The organism is Bradyrhizobium sp. SZCCHNR1043, from assembly GCF_032489675.1.
Taxonomy (GTDB): Bacteria; Pseudomonadota; Alphaproteobacteria; order Rhizobiales; family Xanthobacteraceae; genus Bradyrhizobium.
Genome location: NZ_JAUEYN010000028.1, coordinates 16,140 through 33,394 on the forward strand (window position 1 = coordinate 16,140; position 17,255 = coordinate 33,394).

The 17,255-nt window shown below is 66.1% G+C and carries 13 protein-coding genes; 6 read left to right on the forward strand and 7 right to left on the reverse strand.

Going from position 1 to position 17,255, the window contains the following annotated elements:
* Positions 1 to 117: 117 nt before the first annotated feature.
* Positions 118 to 1,059, reverse strand: a complete 942-nt coding sequence (locus QX039_RS32815) for an acetamidase/formamidase family protein (RefSeq protein ID WP_315740195.1) — start codon at positions 1,057 to 1,059, stop codon at positions 118 to 120.
* A 130-nt stretch (positions 1,060 to 1,189) separates the two neighbouring features.
* On the opposite strand from QX039_RS32815, the gene QX039_RS32820 reads away from it, so the two are divergent.
* Entirely contained in the window at positions 1,190 to 1,978 is a 789-nt protein-coding gene (locus QX039_RS32820) for a YdcF family protein (protein WP_315740194.1), read from the forward strand.
* Here QX039_RS32820 and QX039_RS32825 read toward each other — a convergent pair.
* Positions 1,975 to 3,822 carry a tetratricopeptide repeat protein gene (locus tag QX039_RS32825; protein WP_315740193.1) on the reverse strand — a complete coding sequence of 616 codons (1,848 nt, stop codon included), beginning with the start codon at positions 3,820 to 3,822 and terminating at the stop codon, positions 1,975 to 1,977. The genes QX039_RS32820 and QX039_RS32825 overlap by 4 nt on opposite strands.
* 186 nt (positions 3,823 to 4,008) lie before the next feature.
* On the opposite strand from QX039_RS32825, the gene QX039_RS32830 reads away from it, so the two are divergent.
* Both QX039_RS32830 and QX039_RS32835 read left to right on the forward strand, forming a co-directional pair.
* Positions 4,009 to 4,794, forward strand: a complete 786-nt coding sequence (locus QX039_RS32830; protein ID WP_315740192.1) for a DUF169 domain-containing protein — start codon at positions 4,009 to 4,011, stop codon at positions 4,792 to 4,794.
* A 127-nt stretch (positions 4,795 to 4,921) separates the two neighbouring features.
* Entirely contained in the window at positions 4,922 to 6,100 is a 1,179-nt protein-coding gene (locus tag QX039_RS32835) for a saccharopine dehydrogenase family protein (RefSeq protein WP_315740191.1), read from the forward strand.
* Here the strand turns inward: QX039_RS32835 and QX039_RS32840 are convergent.
* From QX039_RS32840 to QX039_RS32850, 3 genes are all read right to left on the reverse strand, one after another.
* Positions 6,097 to 7,368, reverse strand: a complete 1,272-nt coding sequence (locus tag QX039_RS32840; protein WP_315740190.1) for an O-antigen ligase family protein — start codon at positions 7,366 to 7,368, stop codon at positions 6,097 to 6,099. The two genes, QX039_RS32835 and QX039_RS32840, sit on opposite strands and share 4 nt — an antisense overlap.
* 87 nt (positions 7,369 to 7,455) lie before the next feature.
* Positions 7,456 to 8,985 (reverse strand): undecaprenyl-phosphate glucose phosphotransferase, encoded by a 1,530-nt coding sequence (locus tag QX039_RS32845; protein WP_315740189.1) that lies wholly within the window; start codon positions 8,983 to 8,985, stop codon positions 7,456 to 7,458.
* A 153-nt stretch (positions 8,986 to 9,138) separates the two neighbouring features.
* Positions 9,139 to 10,272 carry a glycosyltransferase family 4 protein gene (locus QX039_RS32850; RefSeq protein ID WP_315740355.1) on the reverse strand — a complete coding sequence of 378 codons (1,134 nt, stop codon included), beginning with the start codon at positions 10,270 to 10,272 and terminating at the stop codon, positions 9,139 to 9,141.
* Positions 10,273 to 10,636: 364 nt separating this feature from the next.
* Here QX039_RS32850 and QX039_RS32855 point away from each other — a divergent pair, with 364 nt between their 5' ends.
* Positions 10,637 to 12,895 carry an exopolysaccharide transport family protein gene (locus QX039_RS32855; protein WP_315740188.1) on the forward strand — a complete coding sequence of 753 codons (2,259 nt, stop codon included), beginning with the start codon at positions 10,637 to 10,639 and terminating at the stop codon, positions 12,893 to 12,895.
* Here QX039_RS32855 and QX039_RS32860 read toward each other — a convergent pair.
* On the reverse strand, positions 12,892 to 14,136 hold the full coding sequence (locus QX039_RS32860) for a GNAT family N-acetyltransferase (protein WP_315740187.1): 1,245 nt from the start codon (positions 14,134 to 14,136) through the stop codon (positions 12,892 to 12,894). The genes QX039_RS32855 and QX039_RS32860 overlap by 4 nt on opposite strands.
* Before the next feature lie 275 nt (positions 14,137 to 14,411).
* On the opposite strand from QX039_RS32860, the gene QX039_RS32865 reads away from it, so the two are divergent.
* Positions 14,412 to 15,473: a polysaccharide deacetylase family protein gene (locus QX039_RS32865; RefSeq protein ID WP_315740186.1), complete on the forward strand. Its 1,062-nt coding sequence runs from the start codon at positions 14,412 to 14,414 to the stop codon at positions 15,471 to 15,473.
* Here the strand turns inward: QX039_RS32865 and QX039_RS32870 are convergent, their stop codons facing one another.
* Positions 15,474 to 15,695 (reverse strand): DUF2842 domain-containing protein, encoded by a 222-nt coding sequence (locus tag QX039_RS32870; RefSeq protein ID WP_315711497.1) that lies wholly within the window; start codon positions 15,693 to 15,695, stop codon positions 15,474 to 15,476. It abuts the gene before it with no gap.
* A gap of 102 nt (positions 15,696 to 15,797) precedes the next feature.
* On the opposite strand from QX039_RS32870, the gene QX039_RS32875 reads away from it, so the two are divergent.
* Complete coding sequence (locus tag QX039_RS32875) at positions 15,798 to 16,886, forward strand: COX15/CtaA family protein (RefSeq protein ID WP_315740185.1); 1,089 nt, start codon at positions 15,798 to 15,800, stop codon at positions 16,884 to 16,886.
* Positions 16,887 to 17,255: the final 369 nt, after the last annotated feature.

The window sequence follows — 17,255 nt, forward strand, 5'->3', positions numbered from 1 at the left end:
GCAGTTGGCTTGCGCAAGTCCAGCCACCTCTCGTCAGGACTTGGCTCGGTGGTTATGGGTCCCTGCGTTCGCAGGGACGACAGCAGTGTGTTTGGCCCGACGCTCAGCCCTGTCTTCTCACCCGTGCACGACGGCCTTCGCGATCATGCAATGAATGCCCTTGGAGCCATTGACGGTCTGGGTCACCCGCAGATCGGCGGCGAGGCTGCACAGCGTGTAGGCGTCCTCGCGCGACAAATTGCGCTTCTCGCCCAGCAGCACGATCATGTCGCGCAGCGCCCGCACCACGCATTGGTCGAGGTCGGGGTCCATCGCCATCGTCATGTAGTGCGTCGCCGTCTCGGCGCGCGGATAGTCGAATTTGAGATCCTTGCGCACGGTGAGACGGAAACGGCCCTGCAGCGCGGTCTCGATCGCGGTGACGCAGACCTCGCCGTCGCCCTGCACGCCATGGCCGTCGCCGCAGGAGAACAGCGCGCCTGGCACGAACACCGGCAGATACAGCTTGGCGCCCTGCCTAAGCTCCTTGTTGTCGAGATTGCCGCCCATCGCCCGCGGGATCAGCGATGTGATCCGGCCCCAGGCCGGCGGCGGCGCCACGCCCATCACGCCGAAGAACGGCGCCAGCGGCAGCTCCAGCCCCCACGGCATCTTGCCGACCATCCTGGTCTTGTCGAGTGGGATGTTCATCAGCCGGCTCTCGTGGAAATCGTCGGGCAGGGTGCCGGCCAGCGGCCGGATGAAATTGTAGCCCCAGTCCTGCCGCAGCTGGACGTCGAGGATGTCGACCTCGAGCACGTCGCCGACCTCCGCGCCCTTGACCGCGATCGGGCCGGTCAGGATGTGGCCGGGCACCATGCGCTCGCTGCGGGCGTGGACGTCGAACAATTCCGGCGGCACGTGGAATTTGCTGGTGTCGGGCACCACGTCGGGCCCGCCGCTGATCGAATCGATCGTGACCTCGTCACCGCTGTCGATCGTGAGCACCGGCTTCAGCCGGGATTCGAAGAAGCCCCAATGGCAGGTCTCGGGGCTCGCGTGCAGATGGTGATGGGCCATGGTCCTCTCATTCGTACCGGTTCGGGACCGAGCATAGCGCATCTGCTGGCCGCCGCAGAGAGATGGCGACGCATGGCGGCTGTCGTGTATGAGGGCGGCCGTGGCACCTCACCCCGCGCCGGAGCTCGCAATGTTCTTTGTCCTGTCGAAGACGCTCGGCCTGCTGGCGCTGCCGACCAATTTCATGATCGCGCTGGGCCTGCTCGGCGCCATCCTCATGCTGACCCGGTTTGCCGTGCTGGGGCGCAGGCTGGTCGTCTCGGCCATGCTGCTGCTGGCGATCGTGGGCCTGACGCCGCTCGGCAGCCTGATGCTCTATCCGCTGGAGAGCCGGTTTCCGAAATGGGACCCGGCGAACGGCGCGCCGGACGGCATCATCGTGCTTGGCGGTCCCGTCGATTCCGACCTGTCGGTCATGTACGGCATGCCGGTGACGGTGGCGGGCGCCGACCGGGTGATCCAGGCAGCCGCGCTGGCGCGGCGCTACCCGAATGCGCGCATCCTGTTCACCGGCGGCAGCGCCAACCTGATCGCGACAGAGGCCAAGGAGGCCGATGTCGGCGCCGAGATCCTGCTCAGCCTCGGCGTGCCCAGGGAGCGGCTGTTGCTGGAGCGGCAGTCGCGCAACACCTACGAGAATGCGATCTTCTCCAAGGCGATGATCTCTCCGAAGCCGGGCGAGCGCTGGCTGCTGGTGACCTCGGCCTATCATATGCCGCGCTCGGTGGGGCTGTTCCGCAAGGTCGGCTTCCCGGTCGAGCCCTATCCCGTGGACTGGCGCGTCGGCCGCGTGCTCGACTTCGACGGCATCTCGCTGCTCGGACTGCGCCGCGCCGACATCGCCGTGCGCGAATGGGTCGGGCTCGTAGCCTACCGCCTGCGCGGCCGCATCGACGATCTGTTTCCGGGACCGGCCTAGGCAATCGTCTTGCTGAAGCCCGCCGCTTTCGCGGCCAGCTCGCCGCGCACGCGCGCGACGACCGGCTCGTAGCGGCAGCTCGAATCCTGCCGGAACAGCCGCGCGCTCGGATACCACGCGCTGTCGTCGCGATCCCTGAGCCAGCGCCAGTCGGCGAGGTAGGGCAGCATGATCCAGGTCGGACGTCCCAGTGTGGCGGCGAGATGCGCGACGCTGGTGCACACGGTGACGACGACGTCGAGGCAGGAGATCAGCGCCGCGGTCTCGACGAAGTCGGTCAATTCGACGGTGAGGTCGCGGATGCCGCTCTGCTGCGCCAGCACGGCCTTGTCGGCTGGCCGCAGCTCTTTTTGCAGGCTGATGAAATCCGCCCCGAGATCGAGCAGCGGCAGCAAGGTCGACAGTGGCATCGAGCGGTTGCGGTCGTTGCCCTGGTGCGGGTTGCCAGACCAGACCAGGCCGACCCGCAGCCGATCATGCGGCCCCAGCCGCTGCTCCCAATCCACAATGCGACCGGCGGGGAGCGGCGGCAGATAGGAAGCGGGCGGGATGGTATCGAGCGTGGTGCCGAAGGCCAGCGGCAGGCTCATCACCGGGCAGTGCATGTCGAAGACCGGCCGCTTCAGCTCCGGTGCGTAGGCGAGGCATTGCGTCACGCCGTCGATGCCGGCCATCAGCGGCCGCAGCGCCTCCCGGACCACCAGGATCACCTTGGCGCCGCGCGCGGCGACCATCGGCAGGTAGCGGGCGAACTGGATGGTGTCGCCGAAACCCTCGTCCTCCTCGATGAGGAGGGTCTTGCCGGCGATGTCCTCGTGGCCCAGCCATTTGGACTCGGCAAAGCGCGGATAGTCGATCGAGAAATCCGGCATGGCCCAGCGGGCCTCGCGCCGGGCCCAGCCGGAGACGAAGTCGCCGCACTGCAGCTCGATATGCGCGAGCTGCCACGCCGCCTTGGGATGATCGGGGACGAGCGCGAGAATCTGCCGGTAGACGGCAGCAGCATCCTCGAAACGCAGGAGCTGCAGCAGCGCAAAACCCTTGTTGAGCAGCACCTCAACGAAGTCCGGCCGCAACGCCAGGGCCTGGTCGAACCACGGCAGCGCCTCCGCGCTGCGGCCGAGGCACACGAAGGCATCACCGAGATTGTTGCAGACCATCGGCTCGGTCGGCGCCAACACATGCGCGCGTTCGCAATCGGCCAGATAGTCGTCGTAGAGCTTGAGCTCGCGAACGCACCGGGCGCGCATCTGCAGCGACTGCAGGTCGTCGGGCTGCTGCGTCAGGCATATCGTGAAGGCTCGGGCGGCTTCCTCATAGCGCTGCTGCTGATGCAGCAGCAGGCCGCTCTGGAACGCAGCCTCACGGTGGGCGGGATCGATCGTCAGCGCGTGCTGATAGCTCAGCAGCGCCTCGGCGCCGCGGTCGAGCGCCAGCAGTACGCCGCCCATATGCTTCCACAATTCGGCATCGTCGGGCTTGAGCTGGATCGCCTTGTCGAACACCGCGAGCGCATCGTCGAGCCGGCCCATCTGCTTCAAGGTGAAGCCGAGGCTGGTGAGATAGTCGATCTTCGGCGTTTGTCGGATGGCCCGCGAGAACCACGCCACGGCGTGGTCGTGCTGCCCGGTCTGCAGCGCGACGATGCCCAGCAGCGCGAGGCTGTCGGCGTGGTTCGGGTCGGCCGCCAGCGCCTGCTCGCAGCACATCTGCGCATCGAGCAGCTGGCCGGCGCCGAGGTGATGCAGCCCGGCCTCGTAGAGCGCGGCCGGCGACAGCACCGGCGCTCCGCCGGGGCCGGCCTTCGCGCTTGTCGCGCCATCTTTCCGGTCGCGCTGGCTCATCGCGGGGCCCTGTCCGAGGATCAAAAATTCATAAGTGATTCTAGGGACATCGAGAAGGATCATGGTATGGCGTGCGAGCGCGTCGCGCAGAAATACTGGCCTCGGCCGGTGCAAGGCATTAACAAGCGCCCGACATCGAACGCACGGATCGCGCCATCCGATGGGTGCGGCAGAGGGGAACGCCACATGCAACAGCCGAGCGCGCCGGACAGGCTGGATCTGGTTGCCATGGTCGCCGATCTCAACAACCTGCTGCGGCTGAAGACGACCGTCATCGGCATCAAGATGTTCGCCCGCGTCGCCGACATGGAGGCGGTGGAGAAGATCCGCCGTCCCAACGCCGTGCACACGACCGACCAGATCGTCAGCATGGCCGCACGGCTCGGCTGGACCGTCGGCATCACCGGCGACGATCTCGTCGGCGCGCAATGCCGGGCCGTGATCGGGCTCGGCCCGCAGGACGAGACCTGGCTCAAGGGCGAGAACTATGTCGGAGTCTGGCACGGCACGGCCGAGGATGCGCGCAAGCGGCAGGAGGCGCTCGACGTCGTGCCGTTCGGCCGCTACCAGGCCATGGCGGTCAGCCCGCTGTCGAGCGGCCGGCTCGATCCGCCGGACATCTGCCTCGTCTATGCGACGCCGGGACAGATGATCATCCTGATCAACGGCCTGCAATATACAGGCTACAAGAAGTTCGAATGGGGCGTCGTCGGCGAGACCGCCTGCGCCGACTCCTGGGGCCGCGCGCTGAAGACCGGCGAGCCGAGCCTGTCGCTGCCGTGCTTCGCCGAGCGCCGCTATGGCGGCGTGCCGGATGAAGAGATGCTGATGGCGCTCAAGCCGGCCGATCTCGCCAAGGCGATCACCGGCATGAAACAGCTCGCCAAGAACGGCCTGCGCTACCCGATCGCGCCCTACGGCATCCAGAACGATGTCCGCGCCGGCATGAGCGTGTCGTATGGGAAGAAATAGGTGATCGTCATTGCGAGCGCAGCGAAGCAATCCAGAGTCCTTCAGCAGAGACAGTCTGGATTGCTTCGTCGCAAGCGCTCCTCGCAATGACGGAGCAACTCATTTGCAGCAGATCTAGGGAACAAGAATGACGTCTTCCAAATTCGACCTCGTCGTCTACGGCGCCACCGGCTTCACGGGCAAGCTCGTCGCCGAATATCTCACCGCGCAGTATCGCGGCGATACGTCGCTGCGCTGGGCGATGGCGGGCCGGAGCCTCGACAAGCTCGCGGCTGTCAGGGACCAGATCGGTGCGCCTGCCGATACGCCGCTGATCGCGGCGGACGCCTCAGATCCTGCATCCCTGCAGGCCATGGTGGCGCAGACGAAGCTGGTGCTGACCACCGTCGGTCCCTATCAGCTTTATGGCAACGAGCTCGTCGCGGCCTGCGCCGAAACCGGCACCGACTATGTCGATCTGTGCGGCGAGCCGGTGTGGATGCGGCAGATGATCGACAAGCATCAGGCCACCGCCGAGAAGAGCGGCGCGCGCATCGTGTTCTCCTGCGGCTTTGATTCCGTGCCGTTCGAGCTCGGCGTCTATTTCGTGCAGCAGCAGGCCAAGAAGGTGCTCGGCGCCGCAGCGTCGCGCGTGAAGGGCCGCGTCCGCGGCATGAGCGGCACGCTCTCGGGCGGCACCGCGGCGAGCGCCAAGGCGACCTTCGATGCGGTCGCCAAGGATCTGAGCCTGGTAGCGATCCTCAAGGACTCGTTCGCCCTGACGCCCGGCTTCAAGGGCCCGAAGCAGCCGTCGGGCAACAAGCCCGTCTATGAGGAAGATCTGCAGTCCTGGACGGCACCGTTCATGATGGCGCTGATCAACACCCGCAATGTCCACCGCTCCAACATGCTGATGGGTTTTCCCTACGGGCAGGACTTCGTCTATGACGAGATGGTGCTGACCGGCCCGGGCGAGAAGGGCGAGGCCAACGCCAAGAAGGTGATGGCGGCAAATGCCGAGAAAACCGGGCCCAACGCGCCGAAGCCGGGCGAGGGTCCCTCGAAGGAGGAGCGCGAGAACGGCTACTACAATCTTCTCTTCGTCGCGATCGCCCCCGACGGCCGCCAGGTCCGCGCATCCGTGAAGGGCAACCGCGATCCCGGCTACGGTTCGACCTCGAAGATGATCAGTGAATGCGCCGTCGGCCTGCTACGCGACGGCGCCGGCGTGAAAGGTGGATTCTGGACCCCGGGCGCTGCGCTCCGCGACAGCCTGATCAAGCGGCTGGTGGATAATGCCGGGCTGACGTTTGCGGTGGAGGATTAAGAGGTGATGTGCGCACCGATCGCTGCGGATCGGTTCGCTTCGGCCTGATGGGCGCGCGTGGCGGCGATCATGCCCCACATCGTGCCGAGCATCAGGAAGAAGTGCCGCCAGTGGTCGGTGTCGATGATGAAGCTTTCGCCGACCGTGCCGAGGAATGCTGCGAAGATTGCGATGTAGGTGCGCTGCCAGGGCACGCGCACGAACAGATAGCGGAAGCCGAGAATGACAGTGGTGAACACCAGCGCGGGATAGCAGATGCCGGACAGCCAGCCGCCCGACATGAAGGCGTTCAGATAGGAGTTGTGGGTGTCCTCGGGGAAGTAGTTGTGGAACTGCAGCGGCCCGATCCCGAACGGCAGGTCGAGCGCCATGTCGGCGCCGAGAATGTGGCGTCCGAAGCGTCCGAACCGGCCCTCGTCATAGCTCTGGTCGAAGCTTGCCCGCTGCTTGAACATGTCGGCGATGGAATCGATGGAGAGCAGAACGCCGATCAGGACGATGCCGGCCACGGCGGCCGCCAACGTCATGAAGATGATGCGGGAGCGCTCGCCCCGCGTCTGGCTGGTGAGCACCATCGTCGCCAGCATGAAGGCGGCGGTGAGGACGAGGCCGCCCCAGGCCGCGCGCGAGAAGGCGAGCAGGATGGCGAGCGCCATCACGCCGAGCGCAAAGCTGGCGCGCAAGGTCGCGGCGAAGCGGGCGGTCACGACGTTCTGCAGCGCGAGCAGCGCCGGCAGGATCAGGAACGCGCCGAGCACGTTCGGGTCCTTGAAGGTGCCGCGCGCACGGCCATACAGGGTGAGGAGATCGTATCCACCCGGCACCAGATGGAAATAGCCGGCGACGCCCGCGAGGGCTGCGATCGCGCCGCCCATCACGAGACCGCGGCGGAGCATGTCGAGCCGCGCTTCTGTGTCGTCCGACGTCAGCATGGCGATGAAGATCGCCGTGAAGGCCATGTACCAGGAGGTAGCGATCCAGGTCGCGATCTTGGAATCGTCGAGCAGCGGTATGGCGCTGATCGTGTAGCCGAGATTGACCAGGACCAGCAACAGCAGGAGCGGCAGGAAGACGAGGCGCAGCCTCATGCCGGTCGCGAAGAACACCGCGGCGGAGGCGAGCGTGACGAGTTCATAGGGGCTCGGTTCGATGAACACGATGGCGCCGGAGACCCCGACCAGCCAGACCAGCGCACGCTGCAGGGCGACGACGCCCGGAGGGGCGATCGGCCTCGATGCGAACTCTCCGGCTGCCGCCGTCATGGCCATCGCGAACTCACACTCATACGCAACGCATGGCGGGATCGGCCAGACACACGCGCGAAGCGGCCGTTTGCCCGCTCCGGATCCCCGATATCAATAGGCGTTCTCGCTCTTGGTCATCAGCGCCAGCGGCGTCTTGAGCAGGATGTAGAGGTCGAACAGCACGGACCAGTTCTCGATGTAGTAGAGGTCGAACTCGACGCGCTTCTGGATCTTCTCCTGGTTGTCGATCTCGCCGCGCCAGCCGTTGATCTGCGCCCAGCCGGTGATGCCGGGCTTGACGCGGTGGCGGGCGAAATAGCCGTCGACGGCCTCGTCGAACATCCGGTTCTGCAATTTGCCCTGCACGGCGTGCGGCCGCGGACCGACCAGCGAGAGGTTGCCCTTGAACACCACGTTGAACAGTTGCGGCAGCTCATCGAGGCTGGTCTTGCGAATGAAGCGGCCGACGCGGGTCACCCGCGGATCGTTCTTGGTGACGACCTTGGACGCCGTGGGGTCGGCCTGGTGGTGATAGAGCGAACGGAACTTGAAGACGTCGATGCGCTCGTTGTTGAAGCCGAACCGCTTCTGCCGGAACAGCACCGGCCCCGGGCTGTCGAGCTTGATCGCGAGCGCGACCAGCGCCATCACCGGAAGCGCAAGCAGCAGGATGAGGCCGCCGACCAGCCGGTCGAACAGCATCTTCATCACCAGGTCCCAGTCGGTGATGGGGGCCTCGAACACGTCGAGCGTCGGGACCGCGCCCAGATAGGAGTAGGAGCGCGGCCGGAAGCGCAGCTTGTTGGTATGGGCCGAAAGGCGAATGTCGACCGGCAGCACCCACAGCTTTTTCAGCATGTCCAGGATGCGGGTCTCCGCCGAGATTGGCAGCGCGAACAGCACCAGGTCGACGCGGGTTCTGCGCGCAAACTCCACGATATCATCGACCTTGCCGAGCTTCGGCGCACCGGCGCAGGCCTCGAGCGCTCGGGAGTCGTTGCGGTCGTCGAACACGCCGAGGATTTCGATCTCGGAGTCGTCCTGCGCCTTCAGCGCACGCACCAGGTCCTCGCCGCTCTGGTCGGCGCCGACGATGATGGTCCGGCGATCGAGGCGTCCTTGCCTGGCCCAGCTGCGGATCAGGTTGCGCAGCACGACGCGGCTCGCGATCAACGCGCCGAGCCCCACGAAGAAGAACGCGGCGAGCCAGAGACGGGAGACTTCGTTGCCGATCTTGGCGAAGAAGGAGAGTCCGATGAACAGCAGGAAGACGAAGCAGTAGGACGAGATCATCCGGGTCATCTGCCGCACCTGGGCGCGGAAGACCTGGATTTGGTAGATGTCGGCGGCCTGGAAGCACACCACCGTGGTCACGGCCAGGCCGAGAATGGCAACGAGATACTCCCAATGGAAGCCGCTGAGCGGAACCACGTAGCCGAAATAGATGACGCTGCCGACGACGCTCAGCAGCACGAAATCGGTGATGCGAACGATGCCGGCGAGGACGATTGGAGAGTAGGCGCGGTGAACCTTCTGATTGGCGACCGCGAGGGCCGCCGGCGACAGGCGGCGACGCCGTTCAACGGCCGGCCGTCCGGCCGCGGCGGTCGATGCGGCCGTCGCCGCAGCAGCATCCAACATCGAGCGAGCGTTGATCGGTTCCACAGTCGTACAAGCCCGGATTATGTTTGTTAGTATTTGTGGTCATGTAAGCGCTGATGGCGCCGGGGGAAATTCCCCACCGGCGGGATTAAGGGCCAAATCGGAAGAAACGGTTAGCGATGGTAAATGACGTCAGGTCTTGGTAAACGCCTCGCGGTAGCTGTCGAGCACGCCCTCGACCATCGCTTTCTGCGAGAAATGCTGGAAGACCCGCTCGCGCAGCGCCTTGGCGCGCAGTTGCGTGGTAGCCGGATCGTCCAGTGCGACAGCGATTGCGTCGGCAAGCGCGGTCGCGTTGCCCGGCATGAACATCGCGTCGTCGTGCGGTCCGAAGATCTCAGGGATGCCGCCGACCCTCGCCGCGATCATCGGAACCCCGGCGGCTCCCGCCTCGATCACGACATAGGGCATGGAATCGCCACGCGAGGGAACGACGAGCAGTCGTCCCTTGGAAAATCCGTCGCGGGCCTTCACGTGGCCGATGAAACGCACCGCGGCCGCAAGACCGAGGCGTTCGACCTGAGCCTTGAGTTTCGTCATCTCTTCGCCGTCGCCGCCCAAAGTCAGCGTCAGCGGGCGGCCACGGGAGCGCAGCTCCGCGACGGCATCGATCAGCAGATCCGTGCCCTTGATGTGCCTGAACTCGCCGACATACGCCAGGTCGGTCTGGTCCCGGGCTGGCGCGATCGGGTCGAACTCGCCTGCAGTGACACCGTTGAAGACGCAATTCACCAGTCCCTGAGGATGGCCGATCATGCGCTCATAGGTATCGCGGGCGAATACGCTCTCGAACAGGAAGAGGTCGGTCCGGTTCATCAGCGCACGTTCAAGCCGGCCATACAGCGCGCCTTTGAACGTGTCGCGTGGGTAGTGCAGCGAACCGCCGTGAGGCGTGTAGATGCGGATCGTTCCTGGCCGGTGCGGCAGCAGGCGGACGAATGCGCCGGCCTTGGCGCCGTGGCCGTGCAGAACGTTCGGGGCGAGTGTACGGGCGAGTCGATAAAACCGTCTCAGTGCCAGAATGTCGCTCGGCCAAGGCTCCCGATGAATGGGGATGCGGTGCACGCCGAGTGTCAGGCGAGGCGCGATCTGGGCCAGCGCGGCATCGGCGCGTTCGCCGCCGGTCAGGCTGTCCGCGATGATGCCCACGTCGTGCCCGTGATCGACCTGACCGTTGGCAAGGTCGAGGATATGCCGAAAGATGCCGCCGACGGGAGCTCTGACCGCGTGAAGGATTTTGAGAGGTTTGTTCTGCGACGGTGCCATGTCGAACTCGCCCGCGCCCTCGGCTTGCGCTTGGTTTTGCCAGGCGCCGCTGCGCGAGCTGATCTGACGACTGGCGGATAGCGGAAGCACGGGCGCCTCTCGTCGCTGAATATCGATAGCTCCAACCTCGATAGAGGCTTGATGGTTAACAAAGTCTCACTTGTCGTCACTACCAGGCAAGCTCGCACCAGCATTGTGACGATCTGGCGCAAGCTCACGTGTTGCGAGCAGCATATGGCGAAGGATGACGATTGTTCGATAGGGCGAGGTTGCAGGCGCTCCGGTTAACCCGTCAGCAACCTTAATAGAGTGTAATTGTACCACGTATGGTGGCGGCGTGGCGCGGGTCTCGCGGGAGTGGATGATGCGGTTGGCGTTCTGGCGTGCCGGCAAGAAGACACAGGTTGACGGAGCCTCCGCCCGACCTGTGACAGGCTCGCCGTCGTCGGCGGAGCCCGGTCCGGCCGGCGATCTCGACATCCGGCTGGTCGGTCGTGCCCTGGCGCGAAAGCGTGGCTTCATCCTTCTGCCCACGCTGCTCGCTCTCGTTCTGTCGATTGCCGCAGTCAACATGATCACACCGCGCTACAAGTCCGAAGCGCGGATTCTGATCGACGGCCGCGAGAACGTATTCGTGCGGCCGAACGGGGAGCGCACCGAAGAGCGGACGGCACTCGATGCCGAGGCGGTCACGAGTCAGGTGCAACTGGTCCTGTCGCGCGATCTGGCCCGCGACATCATCAGGAAGAACAAGCTGGGCGAGCTGCCGGAGTTCGATCCCGTGCTGCGGGGCGTGTCCCCGCTGAAGTCGGTCGCGGCGATGATCGGCCTCGTGAAAGATCCGCTCGCCATGACGCCGGACGAGCGCGTCATGGACGCCTATTACGAGCGCTTGACCGTTTACGCCGTGGACAAATCGCGGGTGCTCGTCGTCGAGTTCCAGTCGCAGGATCCGGCGCTTGCGGCGCAAGTCGCGAATTCGATCGCGGATGGCTATCTCGTAGTTCAGCAGAATGCCCGCCAGGCGCAGGCGAAATCGGCCAGCCAATGGCTCTCTGGGGAGATCCAGGGGCTGCGCAAGAAGGTCGAGGAGGCGGAGTCGCGGGTCGAGGAGTTCCGCGCCAAGTCGAATTCGTTCATGGGGACCAACAACACGTCGCTGTCCAACCAGCAGATGGGTGAGGTCAACACCCAGCTCAACAATGCGCGCGCCTTGAAATCGGATGCCGAGACCAAGGCACGGCTGATCCGGGAGATGCTGCAGAGCGGCCAGCCGATCGAGGCGTCCGAGGTGGTCAACTCGGAGCTGATGCGCCGGCTGTCCGAGCAGCGCGTGAATCTGCGCGCGCAGCTCGCGGAGCAGTCGTCGACGCTGCTCGACAATCACCCGCGCATCAAGGAGCTGAAAGCGCAACTGGCTGATCTCGACCGCCAGATCCGCGACGAGGCCGGCAAGATATCGCGTTCGCTCGACAGCGACGCGCGAATCGCCGACGGGCGGGTGCAGATGCTGAGCCAGAGCCTCGAACAGGCCAAGAAGCAGGCCACCTCCACCAATGGCCTCGATGTCCAGCTGCGGGCGCTGGAGCGCGATGCCAAGTCGCAGCGCGACCTGCTGGAATCGTATCTCGCCAAGTACCGCGAGGCGAACACCCGTGAGTCGCTCGACACCCCGCCCGCGGATGGGCGGATCATCTCGCGGGCGGTGCTGTCCAACACGCCGGCGTACCCGAAGAAGCTGCCGATCGTGCTGATCGCCACATTGGCGACCTTGATGCTGACCTCGGGCGTGGTCATCACCGGCGAGCTGCTGCGTCTGACCGCGCCGCGCCTCCCAGCGGCGAACGCGATGCCGGATGTCATGGTGCTCGCGGCCCGGGTCGAGCCGATGATCGCGGCGCCCATGGTCGCCGCAGCGCCGGCCGTTGCCGCGTCGGCATCGACTGCAGCGGCGCGTCCCGCCGCGGTCGTGCCGCCAGCGGTGGCCGCCGTCCCGCCCGAACCGGTCAAGCCACCGCCGATGAACGAGTTCGAGCAGCTCGCATCCGATCTGCTCGCCGCGGGCGAGGGCGCCCGCAAGGTCACCGTGCTCGGTACGGCCGGCGGCGAGGCCGTCACGTCCACCGCGCTCGCGATCGCCCGCACCATGGCAGCGCAGGCGCGCGCGGTGCTGGTCGACCTCGCCGGCAGCCCGCAACTGCTTGCAGGCGTGTCGGTCGATCCGGCCGCGCCCGGCCTCATCGAGCTGATGCTGGGTGAGGCATCGTTTGCGTCCATCATCACCAAGGACCAGGCCTCGCGGCTGCATCTGGTCAACGCCGGCCGCCCCGGCGCCGACCGCAGCCAACTGCAATCGCCGCGGCTCGCGCTCGCGATCGATGCGCTGCTGCGAGTCTACGACCACGTGCTGCTCGACGCCGGCAACGCCTCCGATCTGCCGGCCGAGCTTTTGACCGCAGGCGCGCGCGCCATCGTCGTGCCCGATCCCAACATGCCTGCCGAGGCGCGCAGCCAGATGAGCGAGCAGCTGCGCGAGGTCGGCTTCGGCGCCGTCACCATGCTGAAGGCACCGGTCGGAGGCGCCAACCGCAACCAGCCGGGGCCGCGCGGCGTCGCCGCCTAATCTCCGACCTTCTCGTCGGCCTTTTCGTCCACCTGGGCGGCGCCGCCACGCGCTCGCAGCGCGCCGCGCAGCTGCTGTGCCAGACGGAACAGGGCAGGGCTGTGCTTGACGGCATGCTTGGCCCGTCCGACCGCAGCCATCGTCGTTGCGGCGACGCGGCCCCGCGCGGTCAACGGCATGAAGCTGTCGAAGATCGGCTCGTCATCCTTGCAGAACATCCGCTTGTAGTCGTCAGATCCGATGCCGAGATCGAGGGCGCGAAAATTCTCTCGCGCGTAATGATCGATGATCGAGCGCATCAGGATCAGCCCGGGGCTCCAGCGCGCATTCTCCGACAGCGTGTAGGTGTTGAACATCATCGAGAAGCGCGCCCCGTCGGCGACGCCGGCAAACAACGCGATGATCTCGTCGTCGCAGCGCAGCGCGTGGATATCGATGGCGCGATGCCCGCAGTCGAGCTTTGCCATGCAGGCGCTTCGCACGAAGGCCTCGATGCCGGGCTCCGCGAACACGTTCGGAAGCCTCTGCTCGGCCATGCGGATCGGCTTGGTGCGGAAGAACCAGTCGAGCAGCTCGGCGATCTCGGCGTCGCTGCTCGCGACCATGTAGCGATAGCCGGGCAGCGCCTGCAGCTTCTTTTCCTTGCTCTTCAGTCGCTTTCGGAACGAATTCGACAACAGCGCAGTCGGCGCAGCCCCCGGCGGCATCAACAGCACCGGACAGTCGTTCACCGACGACTGGTGCGGCCATTGCGCCAGTGGATTGGCGAGATCGCGCCAGTGCAGCGGCTGCTGTGTCAAGGCGAGCACGTCGACACCGCCGCGATCGCGCACCCCTGCGAGCAGGACGTCGAGATCGCCGGCGCTGGCGCGCGTGGCGAATTCGCGATCCATCAGCGGCATGTTGAAGGTCGTATGCTTGCCGCCCATGAAGGTGGCGATGCGCATGCCGCAGGCGTGCCGCAACGTCAGCGGCAGCAGCAGCAGCGGGCGTTGCTCGGCATCACGCCCGATGACGATGAAAGGCGTCGCATGCTCGCGCGCGCCGACGTCGCGCTGCCATGCGCCGAGCAGGTCGAAGCGTTGGTAGGGCGTCGAGACATGTTCGGGGACTTCGAGCGCGCGCCAGACCGGCTCGGCGGCAGCCAGATCGGACACGATGTCGACCCGCGCGAGCCCCGACGGCAGTCGCCGCGCGGGCGCCTGCGCCGTCCGGCTCTCGATCACGGCGGCCATGGTCATCGCGCAGCTCGCGTTGTCGTGGAATTTTGTTGCTTGACGTCGGGAGACCCTCGCAAAGAAGTCTCAACAAAAGGTAATGGCAATGACTTCGTCCCAAATCGGGAAAGACACAAACAAAGACCTGTTCAAATCGGCATCGGCCACGCGATCTTGACGGCGGATGACCGCTATCATCGGATGGCGGCGACCATGACGCGATGGCGCCATGGTCTGACAGCATCAGGTGGGCGCGGACGGTTTGGTTTCAAGTGGGATTCGGGGAAGGGGCGCGGGAATTGTCGTCGGACAACAGGTGGCTGCGCAGCGCCCGGCTCGAGCTGGCCTATTTCAGCGGACGCACGCTGCTCGCGTCGCGGGCCACGGGCGGCGCCGGTGCCGTGCTGCGGTTCGAGCGGGTGCGGCCGCGGCGCAAGGGGGCGTTTCAGCCGCTGAAGTGCGTGGAGATCACGCCCGTTTTCCTCGACAAGGTGATCCGGGCGCTGAAGCGCTGGGGCTATGAGATCGTCTCGCTCGACGAGGCCTGCGACCGGTCGGTCCGGCTGCCCGAAAGCCGTCGCTTCGGCTGCCTGAGCTTCGACGGCGCCTCCAAGGACGTGATCACGCATGCCTATCCCGTGCTCGCCCGCCACGGCGTGCCGTTCACCGTCTACGTGCCCCCGGCCTTTCCCGATGGTCTCGGCGAGGCCTGGTGGCTGGCGCTGGAGGCCGTGATCGCGCGCGAGGCCCGCATCAGCCTCGTGATCGAGCATCGGGAGCAGCGCTTCAATGTGGTCACGACGGCCGAAAAATACGAGCTGTTCGCCCATCTCGCAGGCTGGCTGCGCAAGCTGCCGCCGGCCGAGCTGTCGATCGCGATCCGCGACCTCTGCGCGCGGCATTCGGTCGATCTCGCCGCCCTGAGCCGCGAGTCCGCGATGGACTGGGCCGACATCGCCCGTCTCGCCGCCGACCCCAACGTCACGATCGGCAGTGCCACCGTGCACTATCCCGTGCTCGCCAATCTCCGGGATGCCGACGCCCAGCGCGAGATCACGATGGGCAAGGCGGTGCTGGAGACGGCGCTGCGGCGACCGGTCCGGCACATGGCGTATCCGTTCGGCAATCGCTATTCGTTCCGCCGTAGCGACGTCGTGCTCGCCGAGCAGGCGGGCTTCGTCAGCGCGGCCTCGACGATGCCAGGCGTCGTGCAGAGCGAAGGCCGCACCCATCTGCACATGCTGCCGCGGATCGCCTGGGACGGCCGCTCGCGCTCGCTGCGGGCCTTGAAGGTGCTGATGGCCGGCATCACCCTGCCGCGGGAAAAATCCGCGCCGCAGCCGAAGCTCGATCTCGGCTGATCAGCCCTGCTGCCGCTCCGGATCCGGGCGCAGCATCCAGCTCACGATCGGCATCGCCGGCAGCACCCAGCCCATGCCGACGACGACGTAATACACCGCCTGCAGCCAGCCGGAGTTGGCGATCAGAGGGAATTGCGCCATCACCATGCCCATCATCGACCAGGCGAAAGCGAGCAGCAGCAGCGCGACGGCGCCGATCAGTTTGCGGGTGCGGATCGTCATGACGGGATTGTCAGCCTCGGCTGGGGGCGGCGCGGCTTGCGCGTGATTTCCCCGGGATTATAAGGGCCTGTCAGCCCCGGTTCAATCGAGCGTTCAACGTCCATGACCACGGTTCCCCGCACCACAGATCTCGCCGCGATCCGCATCTGGCTGCTCGTCGTGGCCGGCCTGATCGCGCTGATGGTGCTGGTCGGCGGCGCCACGCGGCTGACCGAATCGGGGCTGTCGATCGTCGAATGGAAGCCGGTCACCGGCACCCTGCCGCCGCTGTCGGAGCAGGCCTGGACCGACGCCTTCGAGGCCTACAAGACCATTCCGCAGTACCGGCAGATGAACGCCGGCATGTCCCTGCACCAATTCAAGACCATCTTCTGGTGGGAGTGGAGCCACCGGCTGCTCGGCCGCGTCATCGGCATGGTCTACCTGCTGCCCTTCCTGTGGTTCCTGTGGCGCGGCGCCGTCTCCGGGCCGCTCGGCCGCAGGCTGTGGCTGATCTTCAGCCTCGGCGCGCTGCAGGGCGCGGTCGGCTGGTGGATGGTGGCCTCCGGCCTCACGGAGCGCACTGAGGTGGCGCCGGTCCGTCTCGCGACGCACCTCTCGCTGGCGCTGTTGATCTATGCGTCGATCGTCTGGACCCTGCGCCGGCTTGCGTCGCGTGAGGAAACCGCGGCACCGGCGCGGCTGCGGCTCACCGCGTGGATGCTGGTCGGCGTCACCTTCGTGCAGCTCTATCTCGGCGCGCTGGTCGCCGGCCTGCGCGCCGGCCTCGTCTACAACACCTGGCCTGAGATCGACGGCGGCCTGATCCCGAAGGCGGCCAATCTGTGGATCCATTCGCCGTGGTGGATCAACCTGTTCGAGAACGATCTGACGGTGCAGTTCATGCATCGCATGACCGCCTACACGCTGCTGGCGCTGGCCGCTTGGCACGCCTTCGACGTGATGCGCGCGGGCGCCGGACGGGCGGTGGTGCGCAGCGCCCACCGGCTACTCGCCGCCATCCTGGTGCAGGTCGTGCTCGGCATTCTCACTCTGCTCGCACTGGTGCCGATCTCGCTGGCGCTGCTGCATCAGGGTACGGCCATCATCGTGCTGACCTTCGCCGTGCTGCAGGCCGAACGCCTGTCGCCGCGGCGTACGGCTGTTGTCGCCGTGCCGCAGGCGGCGGTGGCTGCGGGGCAGGTGGGGTAGAGTTTCTCTTCCGTCATTGCGAGGAGCCGAAGGCGACGAAGCAATCCAGAGTCCCGCGCGACTCTGGATTGCTTCCGCCTTCGCTCTTCGAGCTTCGGCGGACAAGTCGCTTCGCTCGCAATGACGTGGAGACATCAGTTTTCATCCTCGCGCGCTATCGCGCCGAGCTTTGCCGATCGTTTCACCCTCGAAAACACGCGAGGGCGCAGGGAAGGCCGGATGCCTGGCCGGCACCCATGGCCCGCGTGCAAAGAAAAAAGCACGCGGCGGTCACCACAGGTACGGCCGAAAGCACCGGCGGGCTCAAGCGGTGGTCGCAACACCCAGTGTTTTCATTCGTGACAGCAGCTCGTCAAGCGCCTCTGCTGG

What these genes read in the sequence shown, in the direction of transcription:
- QX039_RS32815 (WP_315740195.1), bottom strand. Translation starts at nt 1,059, where the DNA reads ATGGCCCATCACCATCTGCACGCGAGCCCCGAGACCTGCCATTGGGGC.
- QX039_RS32820 (WP_315740194.1), top strand. Translation starts at nt 1,190, where the DNA reads ATGTTCTTTGTCCTGTCGAAGACGCTCGGCCTGCTGGCGCTGCCGACC.
- QX039_RS32825 (WP_315740193.1), bottom strand. Translation starts at nt 3,822, where the DNA reads ATGAGCCAGCGCGACCGGAAAGATGGCGCGACAAGCGCGAAGGCCGGC.
- QX039_RS32830 (WP_315740192.1), top strand. Translation starts at nt 4,009, where the DNA reads ATGCAACAGCCGAGCGCGCCGGACAGGCTGGATCTGGTTGCCATGGTC.
- QX039_RS32835 (WP_315740191.1), top strand. Translation starts at nt 4,922, where the DNA reads ATGACGTCTTCCAAATTCGACCTCGTCGTCTACGGCGCCACCGGCTTC.
- QX039_RS32840 (WP_315740190.1), bottom strand. Translation starts at nt 7,368, where the DNA reads ATGGCCATGACGGCGGCAGCCGGAGAGTTCGCATCGAGGCCGATCGCC.
- QX039_RS32845 (WP_315740189.1), bottom strand. Translation starts at nt 8,985, where the DNA reads ATGTTGGATGCTGCTGCGGCGACGGCCGCATCGACCGCCGCGGCCGGA.
- QX039_RS32850 (WP_315740355.1), bottom strand. Translation starts at nt 10,272, where the DNA reads ATGGCACCGTCGCAGAACAAACCTCTCAAAATCCTTCACGCGGTCAGA.
- QX039_RS32855 (WP_315740188.1), top strand. Translation starts at nt 10,637, where the DNA reads ATGCGGTTGGCGTTCTGGCGTGCCGGCAAGAAGACACAGGTTGACGGA.
- QX039_RS32860 (WP_315740187.1), bottom strand. Translation starts at nt 14,136, where the DNA reads ATGACCATGGCCGCCGTGATCGAGAGCCGGACGGCGCAGGCGCCCGCG.
- QX039_RS32870 (WP_315711497.1), bottom strand. Translation starts at nt 15,695, where the DNA reads ATGACGATCCGCACCCGCAAACTGATCGGCGCCGTCGCGCTGCTGCTG.
- QX039_RS32875 (WP_315740185.1), top strand. Translation starts at nt 15,798, where the DNA reads ATGACCACGGTTCCCCGCACCACAGATCTCGCCGCGATCCGCATCTGG.